11 protein-coding genes are annotated in these 13,662 nt (G+C 56.9%); 7 read left to right on the top strand and 4 right to left on the bottom strand.

Annotation, left to right across the window (positions count from 1 at the left end; all coding sequences use genetic code 11):
- Positions 1-54: 54 nt before the first annotated feature.
- Genes GKR98_07200 through GKR98_07190 form a run of 3 tightly spaced genes read left to right on the top strand, consistent with a single transcriptional unit; the run spans position 55 to position 2,155 of the window.
- Positions 55-864 carry a pyrroline-5-carboxylate reductase gene (locus tag GKR98_07200; GenBank protein ID QMU58002.1) on the top strand — a complete coding sequence of 270 codons (810 nt, stop codon included), beginning with the start codon at positions 55-57 and terminating at the stop codon, positions 862-864.
- A complete protein-coding gene (locus tag GKR98_07195) occupies positions 864-1,199 on the top strand; it encodes a tRNA-binding protein (GenBank protein ID QMU58001.1) in 336 nt (111 codons plus the stop codon). Before GKR98_07200 ends, GKR98_07195 begins: the two co-directional genes overlap by 1 nt.
- The gene (locus tag GKR98_07190) at positions 1,199-2,155 is read left to right on the top strand and encodes a D-glycerate dehydrogenase (protein ID QMU58000.1); all 957 of its coding nucleotides are present in this window, start codon (positions 1,199-1,201) and stop codon (positions 2,153-2,155) included. Before GKR98_07195 ends, GKR98_07190 begins: the two co-directional genes overlap by 1 nt.
- On the opposite strand, the gene GKR98_07185 is transcribed toward GKR98_07190, so the two are convergent.
- Entirely contained in the window at positions 2,152-2,730 is a 579-nt protein-coding gene (locus GKR98_07185; protein ID QMU57999.1) for a thymidine kinase, read from the bottom strand. The genes GKR98_07190 and GKR98_07185 overlap by 4 nt on opposite strands.
- A 375-nt stretch (positions 2,731-3,105) precedes the next feature.
- On the opposite strand from GKR98_07185, the gene GKR98_07180 reads away from it, so the two are divergent.
- On the top strand, positions 3,106-3,411 hold the full coding sequence (locus tag GKR98_07180) for a DUF1801 domain-containing protein (GenBank protein QMU57998.1): 306 nt from the start codon (positions 3,106-3,108) through the stop codon (positions 3,409-3,411).
- Between the two features lie 123 nt (positions 3,412-3,534).
- Entirely contained in the window at positions 3,535-4,590 is a 1,056-nt protein-coding gene (locus GKR98_07175; GenBank protein QMU57997.1) for an MBL fold metallo-hydrolase, read from the top strand.
- Positions 4,591-4,620: 30 nt separating this feature from the next.
- Here GKR98_07175 and GKR98_07170 read toward each other — a convergent pair whose 3' ends face one another.
- The 3 genes from GKR98_07170 to GKR98_07160 all read right to left on the bottom strand — a co-directional run bounded on the left by GKR98_07170 (position 4,621) and on the right by GKR98_07160 (position 10,712).
- Positions 4,621-5,823 (bottom strand): SidA/IucD/PvdA family monooxygenase, encoded by a 1,203-nt coding sequence (locus GKR98_07170; GenBank protein QMU57996.1) that lies wholly within the window; start codon positions 5,821-5,823, stop codon positions 4,621-4,623.
- 81 nt (positions 5,824-5,904) lie between these two features.
- Positions 5,905-9,237, bottom strand: coding sequence for a carbamoyl-phosphate synthase large subunit (carB, locus tag GKR98_07165; GenBank protein ID QMU57995.1), 3,333 nt, complete (start codon positions 9,235-9,237; stop codon positions 5,905-5,907).
- 95 nt (positions 9,238-9,332) lie between these two features.
- Positions 9,333-10,712 (bottom strand): DUF2029 domain-containing protein, encoded by a 1,380-nt coding sequence (locus GKR98_07160; protein QMU57994.1) that lies wholly within the window; start codon positions 10,710-10,712, stop codon positions 9,333-9,335.
- Between the two features lie 246 nt (positions 10,713-10,958).
- Between GKR98_07160 and aspS the strand changes: the two genes are divergently transcribed.
- Complete coding sequence (gene aspS, locus GKR98_07155; protein QMU57993.1) at positions 10,959-12,923, top strand: aspartate--tRNA ligase; 1,965 nt, start codon at positions 10,959-10,961, stop codon at positions 12,921-12,923.
- Positions 12,923-13,615 carry a GNAT family N-acetyltransferase gene (locus tag GKR98_07150; protein QMU57992.1) on the top strand — a complete coding sequence of 231 codons (693 nt, stop codon included), beginning with the start codon at positions 12,923-12,925 and terminating at the stop codon, positions 13,613-13,615. The genes aspS and GKR98_07150 overlap by 1 nt, the downstream gene beginning before the upstream one ends.
- Positions 13,616-13,662 lie beyond the last annotated feature (47 nt).

The following is a 13,662-nucleotide window of genomic DNA, read 5'->3' as shown; positions in this document are numbered from 1 at the left end:
TCGGTTTCCTTCTGCTCGCGATTGAGTAAAAAGGCCGAAAGACGGAGGCGAAACATGAATTTTGAAGACATCAGCACGCGCGGACTTGTTTTGCTGGGTTGCGGAAAAATGGGCAGCGCGATGCTGGAAGGCTGGCTGAAAGGCGGATTAGTTCCCGATGCTGTGCATGTTTTGGACCCATATCCTTCAGAATGGCTTAACGCACAGGGCGTTCGTGTGAACGATGGCCTGCCTGCAAGACCGGCTGTTGTGATCGTTGCGGTCAAGCCGCAGATGATGGGCGAAGCATTGCCATCGATCCAGGCTTTCGGAAATGGTGACACGATCTTTGTTTCCATCGCAGCAGGAACCACGATCTCTACTTTTGAAGATGCCATGGGCGTGCAGACGCCTATTGTTCGCGCGATGCCAAATACTCCGGCAGCGATTGGCCGTGGAATTACCGCCTTGATTGGTAACAGCCAAGCCGACGAGGCGGCGATTGAGCTGGCCGAAAAATTGCTTGCAGCGGTCGGTAAGACAGTTCGGCTTAGCGCCGAAGCGGAAATGGACGCTGTTACGGCAGTCTCGGGGTCGGGACCGGCCTATGTGTTCCACCTAATCGAAACTATGGCGGCGGCAGGTGTTGCGCAGGGATTGCCAAAAGAATTGGCGATGAAACTGGCACTTACAACCGTGTCCGGTGCCGGTGCCTTGGCCGAGGCATCAGATGATAGTCCAACGCAGTTGCGCATCAATGTAACCAGCCCAAATGGAACAACGCAGGCCGCCTTGGAAGTATTGATGGACCCGTCCACTGGTTTTCCTGATGTCGTCTCGCGCGGGATTGCGGCGGCAGCAGAACGCAGCAAGGAACTTGGCTGATGGCGCTGTCGTTTGATGATTTTTTGAAAGTGGATATTCGCGTGGGAATTATCCGGCGCGCCGAACCCTTCCCCGAGGCACGCAAGCCCGCTTATAAGCTGTGGGTCGATCTAGGACCTGAAATTGGCGAAAAGAAGAGCTCGGCCCAGATCACGCGACACTATGAACCCGAGACTTTGATCGGCAAAAAGGTCGTGGCCGTGGTGAATTTTCCGCCGCGTCAGATTGGGAAATTCATGTCGGAGATTTTGGTGCTGGGTGTTCCGGATGCGGATGACGATGTGGTCTTGCTGACCCCTGACAAAGATGTCCCTATCGGTGGGCGGATGTACTAATGGCGCGAATTTTGGTGACGCGGCCACTGCCGGACCAGGTCATTTCGGTGTTGGATCAGGGGTTTGACGTGTCTGTCCGCAAAGTGACAGTGCCGCTGACCGAGGCAGAGATGATTCAGGCGTTGGGCGAATTCGATGCGATTTTGCCGACCCTGGGTGATCCGCTTTCGGGGGCGGTCCTGGCGAAAGCCGGGGCAGTTAAGACCAAGCTGCTGGCGAATTTCGGCGTTGGATATAATCATATCGATGTCGCGGCAGCACGTCGTCTGGGAATGGCTGTGACTAATACGCCGGGAGCAGTGACTGACGCCACCGCAGACATTGCCTTGACCCTGATGCTGATGGCGTGCCGACGCGCGGGCGAAGGCGAACGTGCTGTTCGCTCTGGGTCGTGGGAAGGGTGGCATCCAACGCAATTCCTGGGAATGCACATGACCGGCAAGACCCTGGGCGTGATCGGAATGGGGCGGATAGGCAAAGCGATAGCGCGGCGCGCGGCGCTTGGGTTTGGAATGAAAGTGGTCTTTGCAAACCGGTCTGTCGTGGCGGATCCGGGGGTTGAGGCAAGGCAGTTGGACGGCGCGATGGACGTGGCGCGCAGCGCCGACATCATTGTCGTCGCTGTTTCTGCCATGCCCGAGACGCATCATTTGATCGATGCAGAGTTTCTGGCGGCAATGCAGCCTCATGCACTGCTGATCAATATCGCACGCGGTGACATTGTGGACGAGGCGGCGCTTATTTCCGCCCTAGCAAACGGTCAGATTGCCGGGGCTGGTTTGGATGTCTACGAGTTTGAACCTCGGGTGCCTGATGAATTGAAAGCCATGGAGAATGTGACGTTGCTTCCGCATCTGGGCACAGCCGCGCTGGAAGTTCGGGTCGCGATGGGAGTGATGGCGGTGGCGAATGCGAATGCCTGGCTGGCCGGTGAGGAATTGCTAAACCCGGTTTAGTCGCCCACCGCTTCCCGCCAATGGCGGCGGCATAGCGAAACATAGGTTTCATTGCCGCCGATCTGCACCTGGTCTCCGTCCTTCATGGCCACGCCGTTTTCGTCCTGCCGCACGACCATGGTCGCCTTTTTCCCACAAAAACAAATGGTTCGCGCCTCGCGCATTTCATCTGCCAGGGCCAGAAGAGCAGCCGAGCCAGGAAACAGTTCGCCGCGAAAATCGACGCGCAGGCCGTAGCACATAACTGGCAGGCCAAGATCGTCAACTGCACGGGCCAGTTGCCAGACTTGGTCCTTGGTCAGAAATTGTGCTTCGTCGAGGAAAACACAGGCGACGGGTCCGGCCTTTTTGCGGCGTTCCAATATGGCATAGAGATCGCTTTGGACGTCATAAGTATCTGCCTTGGCGTCGATGCCAATTCGGCTGCCGATCTGACCGGTTCCAGCGCGCCCGTCGACGGCGGCGGTTAACAGATAGGTCTGCATCCCACGTTCGCGATAATTATAGGACGCCTGCAACAGCAAGGTCGATTTGCCTGCGTTCATTGTGGAGTAGTGGAAGTAGAGCTTTGCCATGTGTTGGGCCTATCGTGGGATTTGTTTGGCGGCAAGATGAAGGTTAACGGAGCGCGCGGAGATATTGAGCCTTTCGCAATGGTTTCTTCGTTAACGCGTTGAAATTGAGAGAATATCGCCAGGCTGTATCGCGTCGGTATTACGTCGGTATCGCGTCGGTATGATATCGGTATTTACTGCCTTCGAGCGTAAGTTCGTTCATCAAGATTAATGGCCCGTTAAGACTTGGATATCGCCCAGGGGGCGCTGCCCCCGAGTGCGCCATGGGCGCACTCTCCCCCGGAGTATTTTGTGATCAGAAGAAGGTGTTAGAGTGGGCGCCAGGAGGTGTCGGCCAAGCAGTAAGATGCAGAGGCACCGGGTGCCTATCTGGAAATGTTGGATGAGGATTGGCGCAAAGAGCGGTTGTTGGAAGTGCGTGCGATGTATTTTGAGACATTGCCAGAATTAGTGGAGGGGATGATGCAGTATCGCCTGGATGGCGAGATTTTTGCGCATCTGAATGCACAGAAGGCCTATGTTGGCGTTTACCTGGGGGAATTAGAGCGCATTGATCCGGGCGTGGTTCTGCGCGGAAAGATGAATTGCGGGAAATCATGCCTTCGATTGCGTAAGTGGGATGATCCAGAAGTGGTACGCGCTTTGGTATCGGCGAAAGCTGTGATCCGCCGGAACGACTAGAGTTGGCCGCAAATCATGTGGTCGATGGTCGGAAATCTCGCTACAATTTGACAGACGGCAAAAAAATCGACATTTTAATCTCACTGCTGTCTAAATCGACACAAATAAATCTTGGGGGGCGACATGAAGCTGTCGAAAATCGCGTCATCTGCTGTAGCGCTGGCATTTCTGTGTATGGGGACTCAGGTCTCTGTCGGAACTTGCGTGGAAGTCACACTAACAGGAACCCAGGGCGGACCACCTGTATTTCGAGGCCAAGCTGGATCGGGCACTTTGGTGACCTATGGGACCGAAGAGAATAACTGCCGGGACATGTTCTTGCAGTTCGATACCGGCCGCGGCACCACCCAACAGCTTTCGAAGATAGGCGTTCCTGCTGGTCGAATTACTGCGGTGTTCTTCACCCATATCCATTCAGACCACTCTGAAGGTCTGTCGGATTTGATGCAGCTTCGCTGGCACTTCAATTCGGGCGGCCCAAAGGTTGATATGGTGTGCCACGAAGATGCCAAATCTTTTGCGGGCCATACGATGAGTTGTGAGAATTTTGCAGCCCATATCGGCGATGCTCTTATCCAGTCGGGAGAAATGGCCCAGCGCCTGGCTGAGAACGCCAAACGCTTGCCAGGAGGGCCTGCCGAACTATTGAACGTTTCCACGTTTGGACCGTCACAGGTGCCGCAGGTGGTATGGGAGAAGGACGGGATTACCGTGTCTGCCATTTCCAGCCGACACGTTGCCGGGCATGCATCCTTTCGCGTTGATACGCCTGCAGGAAGTGTTGTCGTAGGTGGGGACGCTGGCAATGATGCGCCAGCGCCGCCGCGTGAAACTTCGACATCAGCGCAGGTTGAACTGTTGGCTGAGGGCGCTGACATTCTGGTGCATTCCGTCATTCATCCGGTCATGGGACCAGACGGCACAACCGGGTTTCCGCCGCCAATCTTTTTCCGCCAGTCAACTGCCACGGATTTGGGATCGCTTGCGGCGCGCGCTGGGGTCGACAATCTGATGTATACCCACCTCATTCCGCCCATGGGCGCGCCGCGACAGGGGCCATATCCCTTGCCCGCTCCACTGACCGAAGAAGATTATGTGGGTTCGGCGCGCGAGGGTGGCTTTGAAGGCAACGTGGTTGTTGGCACCGATCTGGCTAAAATGCGGCTGACGGCGAACTGACCCAATTGCAGGCCAACTTTGGCCCGCACCTTAACCAGCAATGCGGGCGGCGATGACTTTGGCGTCATTGCCGACCCCATGCAGGATGCTCGATTGTCGGGTTCTAAGGAAGTGAATCCCGATAAAGTGCAGCCCGTTGACCACTGTGCTTGATCCGTCGTCGTGAATTGGGAAGCCACCGTCGTCAAAGGCATCTTCCCAAGGCAGCCACGAGGTGAAATCTGGTCGAAATCCGCCGGTATGAAAAACGGTCCCGAAGCTGGACAGGTCAACTTCGGTGGGAACCGCGTCGGTAAACGGCAAGGGATCCGGCATGTCCGGATTAGAAAGCCCGAGTTTTTCAGCTGTTGCCGTCACAACATCACGCAGTTGCAGATAGCGGTCGTTGCCCCATGAAATGGATTGAGCAAGATCATCTGCAAAGTGTGCAGTATTGCCTTCGGCATTCAGAAACCGCCCGACCAATGTGACACCCATATTGTGCAGGATCGGCAAGCTAAGATCGTGGCCGCCATGGTGGCCGGTTGCCAGAATATTGGCAAACAATCGCGCTTCTTTCGGGAGTTCGACCGTTTTTGCCTCTAGGAACCCCGATTGCACCAGCCACCAGACGATATCCTTGCCGCCGATACGGCGCTGGATCCATGGCGCGCGGCCGCAGGCCAGGGTGACATTGCGTCCGGCCTCGACCAGTTCCTCGGCGATTTGGCAGCCGGATTGCCCGCTGCCGATGATCAGAATGTCACCGTCTGGCAAGGTGTCGGCGCTGGTGTAATCCTCCAGCCCGATCTGTTTCAGGTGATCGGGAAGCGAAGCAGCCCCGACCGGTCGGTTTGGCTTTTGGAAGGCACCAGTGGCGAGAACTAGATTTTGCGCGGCATAATCGCCGTGATCGGTGGACACGGTAAAGGAATTTCCGCCGCCCTCGATTTTCTGGATCGACGTGCCGGATTTAATCGGAGCCGCAAAATGCGCGGCGTAGCGTTCAAGGTAGGCCACAATCTGGTCGCGGGGCATGAAGCCATCGGGATCGTCGCCATCATAGGGATAGCCGGGCAGTTGAACGGACCAGTTCGGGGTGACCAGACAGAAACTATCCCAACGGTCGCGCCAGCTTTGGCCGATCTGGCCGCGTTCCAAGATCACATGATCGACATTGTGCTGCGTGAGTTCATGACTGATCGCAAGGCCGGCTTGACCTGCGCCCACAATGACTGTGTGCGTGTTTTGCATTCCATCCCCCGTTGGCGAATTCGCCTTGTCGCCGGAAGACTATCAGGTTGCATTCCAAAAGCCAGATACTTGGCAGAGACGTCAGGCCCCCTGCAACGACCTAACCACGATCTCGCCTTCCTTTCGCGCAACCATCGCCAAAGCGGCAGCGTGTGCAGCGGCGGCAGTTGTGAAGTAGGGGATTTTGTCCATCAGGGCGACGTTGCGCATGGACCGGGAGTCTTCGACGGCCTGCGCGCCTTCGGTGGTGTTCATGACCAACGAGATTTCGCCATCCTTCATGACATCGACAATTGTGCGGCCGCCTTCATAAGCCTTGTTCACAATATCGGATGCGATGCCATTTTCGGTCAGGAATTTGGCGGTGCCGCGGGTCGCAAGGATAGTCAGGCCCAGTTCGTGCAGCATTTCGGCGGTTTCGACCAATTCGTCGGTTTTGTCGGCGTCTTTGATCGAAAAGAAGACGGTGCCGTCGGTCGGCAATTCAGTGCCGGCGCCCATTTGCGCCTTCAGGAATGCGCGGGCAAAGCTGCGGTCCCAGCCCATGACTTCGCCGGTTGACCGCATTTCGGGACCAAGCAGGGTGTCGACACCCGGGAAACGGGCGAAGGGCAGGACAGCCTCTTTGACGCTGAACCAAGGGGTGCGGAAAACGGCCAGAGCCATTGGATCGCCAGTTGGGATGACAACATCGTCGGAAACCGGTGCATGGGGTGGCTTAAGCGGGAATGTATCCAGTTTCTCGCCTGCCATCAGGCGGGCCGCGATGGATGCGATGGCCGAGTCGGTGGCTTTGGCTACGAAAGGCACGGTACGCGACGCGCGGGGGTTCACTTCGATCAGGTAGATCTCGCCGTCTTTCACGGCGAACTGGATGTTCATCAGACCGACGACGCCAAGTTCCTTGGCCAAAGCCTCGGATTGTTCAATGAGCTGGGCGATGATGTCGTCGGGCAGAGTGTGAGGTGGAAGCGAGCAGGCGCTGTCACCGGAATGCACTCCGGCTTCTTCAATGTGCTGCATGATGCCTGCGACGTGGACGTTTTCGCCGTCGGACAGGGCGTCGACGTCAACTTCGACGGCCCCGGAAAGGTAGCTGTCCAATAGGACCGGGCTGTCACCTGAGACGACCACGGCATCGCGGATGTAGCGTTCCAGCGAAGGCGTGTCGCGAACGATCTCCATGGCGCGGCCACCCAGAACATAGGAAGGGCGGATCACCAGCGGATAGCCGATCTCAACGGCGGCTCTCATCGCTTCTTCGTCGGTGCTGGCGATGGCATTCTTGGGTTGCTTCAGGCCAAGGCGATTGACCAGATCCTGGAAGCGTTCGCGGTCTTCGGCCAGGTCGATGGCGTCAGGTGTGGTGCCGAGGATCGGGATGCCGTTGTCATGGAGCGCGTTGGCCAGCTTCAGCGGCGTTTGACCGCCAAACTGGACGATGACGCCATGCAAGGTGCCGTTATCCAGTTCGACACGTAGGATTTCCATGACGTGTTCGAAGGTCAGCGGTTCGAAATACAGCCGGTCTGATGTGTCATAGTCTGTCGAGACGGTTTCGGGATTGCAGTTGATCATGATGGTTTCATAACCTGCGTCCGAAAGCGCAAAACAGGCGTGGCAGCAACAATAGTCGAACTCAATCCCCTGACCAATCCGGTTGGGTCCGCCGCCAAGAATGACAACTTTATTCTTGTCCGAGGGGCGCGCTTCGCATTCCACGTCGCCCATCATCGGTTCTTCATATGTGGAATACATGTAAGGCGTTTGCGCCTCGAACTCGGCGGCGCAGGTGTCGATGCGTTTGAAAACGGCGGTGACGCCAAGGTTCTGTCTTGCGCGCCTGATGTTGTCTTCGTCGCGGCCAGTCAGCATGGCAAGACTGGCATCGGAGAAACCCATCATCTTCAAGCGGCGCAGTCCGTCTTCGGTGACGGGCAAGCCGCTTGCGCGCACACCGGCTTCGGCATCTATAATCTCGCGAATACGGGCCAGGAACCATGGATCAAAGGCGGTAACAGCTTGGATGTCGTCGTCAGACAGGCCGTGGCGCATAGCTTGCGCAATGACTCGCAGGCGGTCGGGGGTTTGCTTGGACAGTGCCGCAGTGATCGCCGCCGGGTCAGGTGCGCCTGGGATTTCGATTTCGTCAAAGCCAGTCAGGCCGGTTTCCATCGATGCCAGGGCTTTTTGCATGGACTCGTGGAAAGTTCGGCCAATGGCCATGGCTTCGCCGACAGACTTCATTGCCGTCGTCAGATGGGGTTCGGAGCCGGGGAATTTTTCGAAGGCGAACCGCGGGATTTTGGTGACGACGTAGTCAATCGTTGGCTCGAATGACGCCGGGGTGACTTTGGTGATGTCGTTGTCGAGTTCGTCCAAGGTATAGCCGACGGCCAGTTTTGCGGCGATCTTGGCAATCGGAAATCCGGTCGCCTTCGAGGCCAACGCTGATGAACGTGACACCCGTGGGTTCATCTCGATGACGACCATCCGGCCATCGGCCGGATTTACTGCCCATTGCACGTTCGATCCGCCAGTTTCGACGCCAATCTCGCGCAGGACTGCGATCGAGGCCGAGCGCATCATCTGGTATTCTTTGTCGGTCAGCGTCAGAGCAGGCGCAACGGTGATTGAATCGCCGGTATGCACGCCCATCGGGTCAACGTTTTCGATGGAACAGACGATAATGGCGTTGTCGGCTTTGTCGCGCACGACTTCCATTTCGTATTCTTTCCAACCGAGCAGGCTTTCGTCGATCAGGATCTGTGCCACCGGCGAGGCTTCAAGCCCACGACGGCAAATTTCAAAATACTCATCGCGGTTGTAGGCAACCCCGCCGCCAGTGCCGCCCAATGTGAAGGCTGGGCGAATGATCGCGGGCAGGCCCACATCATCCAGCGCGTGCATTGCATCTTCCAGACCTTTGGGGATGTCAAAGCGACCACTGTCGTCCTTTGGTGCGGCGACAATTGTTGCAATCGGGTTTTCAAGCCCGATGCGATCCATGGCTTCGCGGAAGAGTTTGCGGTCTTCAGCCATTTCAATGGCGTCGCGTTTGGCACCGATCATCTCGACACCGAATTTATCCAGGACACCCATTTCTTCAAGCGCCAGCGACGTGTTCAGACCGGTTTGACCGCCCATGGTGGGCAAGAGGGCGTCGGGGCGCTCTTTCTCGATGATTTTCGCGACAGCTTCGGGGGTGATGGGTTCGATGTAGGTGGCGTCAGCAAGGCCCGGATCAGTCATGATCGTCGCAGGGTTCGAATTCACCAGAATTACCCGGTAGCCTTCTTCGCGAAGCGCCTTACAGGCCTGTGCGCCGGAATAATCGAACTCGCAGGCCTGTCCAATAACGATGGGCCCGGCCCCGATAATCATGATCGACTGAATATCGGTTCTTTTTGGCATCAGGCATCCCCTAGGTCACGCGAAACACGTATGCGATTCCAGCATACGCAAATTGTCGTGGGTTATAGGGGTTGGTGCCCGTGGCGCAAGGCGATTTATGGGGATTCTGACGCCGGTTTTTGATTGGGGTCCGAGCGCTGTTCCTGAAGCGCCTGATACAGCACCGCCAGATAGGTCAAAACCATCACCGGGACACCCGCCATGAATTGCCACATGACCCGGTAACCCGGTTCGACCAGCGCAGACATTGAATAGACGTTCAGCACAAGAACAAAGGCAGCAAAGGCGGTGATTTGCAGGGCTTGGCGGGTGTTCAGGAACACTGGCAACATCATTGCCACGATCAGATAGTAATGGACCCAACCAAGCGGTGCCATAAGCGGCACCAAAACTGCCAAAGCGAACAGTTGAAAAGCGATGCGTCTTTGTTTGGGTAACTTGCGCGTAGCGATCCAGGTCCAAACAAGTCCGGCGACAAAGCCACCCTTTACCGCCAGCTCGATCCACAGAGGTTTGGGAACCGAGTGTTCCTTGTCCAGATAAAGGGGCGCGGTGCCTTTCAGGATCTCAACGATTTGATACAGGAACCCTTCGGCGGATATGCCGACATTGGCCATGAAGACCGTGGCGTTCAAACGCGCCATCAGATCGAAGTATTGTGCGTGCAGCGGCCAGCCGATCAGGGCAATGCTTGTTGCAGCAAAACCCAGACAAGCGGCTAAGAAAGCCGCCAGGGCTTTCCAATTGCGGTTCCACAGGAAGATGATTGCGAAAGCTGCGGGTGTGATTTTCAGGCATGCCGCCAGTGCCAAGGCAAGACCGGCTTGGGATTCTTTCCCGGCTTGAAGGCGATCAAACGCCAGCAAGACCGCCGCATAGACCAGAATTTGCACTTGCCCCAGATAAAGCGCGATGACCGAAGTGGCGAGCGTGATCAGCATCAGAACACTGGCGGCCATCCATATGGCCAGGGGCATCTTGCCTCGGCCGATGATGCGCCATGCCAAGAAACTTGAACCGAGCAATAAAAGCCCGTTGACCAACAGAACCGCGTTCATCGCGGCCAAGGGCGAAACCGTATTGGCGACCGGTGCCATCAAGGCGGCGACCCATGGCAGATAGATGTAGGGGTATGCACCAGCCTTGGGGTGCCCGCTGCTAGCAACGGCCTGTTGCCATTCGAGGGGCATTTCCGGGCCGATGATGTCGGGTGGGCCCGCATAGATCATGTCGTGCTGACCCGTGCCATAGAAATGCCCGGCGTAGTAATAGGCGCTGAAGTCTACAGCCCAACCGTCCCAAAGCGGTAGAATGGCCGAGACCCAGAAGAAAATCGCCATCAACAGACAAACGGAAATATCAAAGGGCGAGACGCCCCAAACCGCATAAGACTCGCGCGACATTGGCGCCGATAGATACCAGCGAACACCGGGTGTTTTGTTGCCCGGATCATATGAAACACTGACTTCGGTCATTTGGCGTTGATCTGTGTGGCCCCGCGTCGGTTTTGACGTTGCGTGCAATATCCATGGGTTTAGGGGCCTATTCTGGGGCTGAAATGCGGAGATTTTGGGTCAATACAGGCGAAAACCGCCGGATCGGGCTGAAATTCAAGGATCCAGCCGGGCTGGTTCGTATCAAAGGCGCATTTGCTTGACTTCCGCCGCCCTACAAGGTGTATCAGCGCGAGTTTGAAAAAGCCGCCCCTGAAGGGACATCTTATGCACGCCTATCGCAGCCAAACCTGCGCCGAATTGAACGCCTCGAACGTAGGCGACACCGTTCGTCTGTCTGGTTGGGTGCATCGCATCCGCGACCATGGTGGCATCCTGTTCATTGATTTGCGCGACCACTATGGCATCACGCAGGTTCTGTGCGATCCCGACAGCCCGGTTTTCAACGACATGGAAAAGGTGCGGTCCGAGTGGTGCATTCGCATTGATGGCACCGTCAAGGCGCGGGATGCCGATCTGATTAATTCAAAGATTCCGACCGGCGAGATCGAGGTTTTTGTCCGCGATCTTGAGGTGTTGGGTTCAGCAGAAGAGCTGCCGTTGATTGTCTTTGGCGATCAGGAATACCCCGAAGAAACCCGGCTGAAGTATCGGTTCCTCGATTTGCGCCGCGAGGCGATGCAGAAGAACATGACGCTGCGTTCGGACGTTGTGACGTCGATCCGCAAGCGCATGTGGGATGACAATTTCCGCGAATACCAAACGCCGATCATCACAGCCTCGTCGCCCGAAGGCGCGCGGGATTTCCTGGTGCCGTCCCGCCTGCATCCCGGCAAATTTTACGCGCTTCCGCAGGCACCGCAGCAGTTCAAGCAGTTGCTGATGGTCTCGGGCTTCGACAAGTATTTCCAGATTGCGCCGTGTTTCCGGGATGAAGATCCGCGCGCCGACCGGTCACCGACCGATTTCTACCAGCTTGACCTGGAGATGTCGTTTGTCACCCAGCAGGACGTGTTTGACACGATCCAGCCGGTCTTGCAGGGCGTGTTTGAGGAATTTGGTGGCGGACGCAAGGTGGATGCCAACTGGCCGCAGATTTCCTATCGCGATGCGGCGAAATGGTATGGCACCGACAAACCGGACCTTCGCAACCCGATCAAAATGCAGGATGTTTCCGAACACTTCCGCGGTTCGGGCTTTGCGATCTTTGCCAAGATTCTGGAGCAGGACGGCACCGAAATACGCGCCATTCCGGCCCCCACCGGCGGCAGTCGCAAATTCTGCGACCGCATGAACGCGTTCGCCCAGAAAGAGGGACTGCCCGGGATGGGGTATATCTTCTGGCGAAAGAAAGGCGATTTTGATCCGGATAAGTACCGCGAAGTTAAGAACATAATGACTGGCGAATTGGTCAAAGTGAGAGAGGGATTGATAGAGTATTCTCTTCGAGTTGGTGGAGAAGAAGACGCGGCGGAGCAGATCGCGGAGGCGCTAAAGACTGGCAACCGCGCGCGAGCGGAATTCTTGATGGAAGCATACTTCGGTGAACACGAAGCCGCTGGCCCGCTGGCCAAAAACATCGGGCCAGAGCGCACCGAGGCTATTCGCCAGCAACTGGACCTTGGTGTGGGCGACGCAGCGTTCTTCCTGGGCGGCAAGGCGAAGGTTTTTGAAACTGTCGCGGGTAAGGCGCGAGTCGAGATTGGGAACGAGCTTGGCCTGACCGATCAGGACCGGTTCGCCTTTGCCTGGATCGTCGATTTCCCGATTTACGAGCGGGATGAAGAAACCGGCAAGGTCGATTTCGAACACAACCCGTTTTCGATGCCCCAAGGTGGGATGGAAGCGCTGAACGGTGATCCGCTGGATGTGCTGGGCTATCAGTATGACCTTGCGTGCAACGGCTATGAACTGGTGTCGGGCGCAATCCGAAATCACCGTCCCGAGATTATGTTCAAGGCCTTCGAGATCGCTGGCTATGGCGAAGACGAGGTGAAGAAACGCTTTGGCGGCATGGTCAATGCATTCCGCTATGGCGCGCCGCCCCACGGCGGATGTGCTGCCGGGATCGACCGGATTGTGATGCTGCTGGCCGACGAACAGAACATCCGCCAGGTGATCCTGTTCCCGATGAACCAGCGGGCCGAAGATCTGATGATGGACGCGCCCAGCGAGCCGACGAACGAACAACTTCGCGAGTTGCGCCTTCGGGTCTTGCCGCCGGAGGATTGATGTCTCTATCTGATTGGCATCCGCCGTCTCCGCCGCCGCGCACGGTCTACCGGGGCCGTTACGCACGGCTGGAGCCCTTGTCGCGCGATCATATCCATGGCCTGCGCGAAGCACACGCCGAAGATGATGGCACTATGTGGGCCTATTTGTTGGATGGGCCGTTTGACGATACAGGCTATTCGGCCTGGGTCGACAGGGCGCGCGGACTTCATGACCCAATGCACTTTGCGGTTCGCATGGAAGACGGGCGTTTGGGCGGCACGCTCAGTCTGATGCGGATCAATCCCGGCGCAGGCAGTATCGAAGTCGGTTACATCAGCTTTGCACCCTGTATTCAGCGCACGCGTTCGGCGACTGACGCGGTTTACCAGACGATGAAATGGGCGTTTGAGAACGGCTATCGTCGGTTCGAATGGAAATGCCACGGCGAGAACTTGCGATCGCGCCGCGCCGCTGAACGGTTTGGTATTAGCTTCGAAGGTGTTTTTCGGCAGGCAGCAGTGGCTAAGGGTCGGAACCGGGATACGGCTTGGTTTGCAGCGATTGACAGCGAATGGCCCGCGCTGGAAACGGCGTTTGAGACCTGGCTTGATCCGGCGAATTTCGACGCTGAAGGTCAACAACGGCAACGATTGGCTGACTTGACGGCACCGATTTTGGTGGCGCGAGACCTGGCGCTTTTATCGCCGTAGACGGGTGGCGGGTGCGGCCTTAGGTTGACACGTGAGGGAGCATTAAA

It is taken from the genome of Boseongicola sp. (assembly GCA_014075275.1).
Taxonomy (GTDB): Bacteria; Pseudomonadota; Alphaproteobacteria; order Rhodobacterales; family Rhodobacteraceae.
This window is presented reverse-complemented; position numbering and strand designations above follow the sequence as displayed.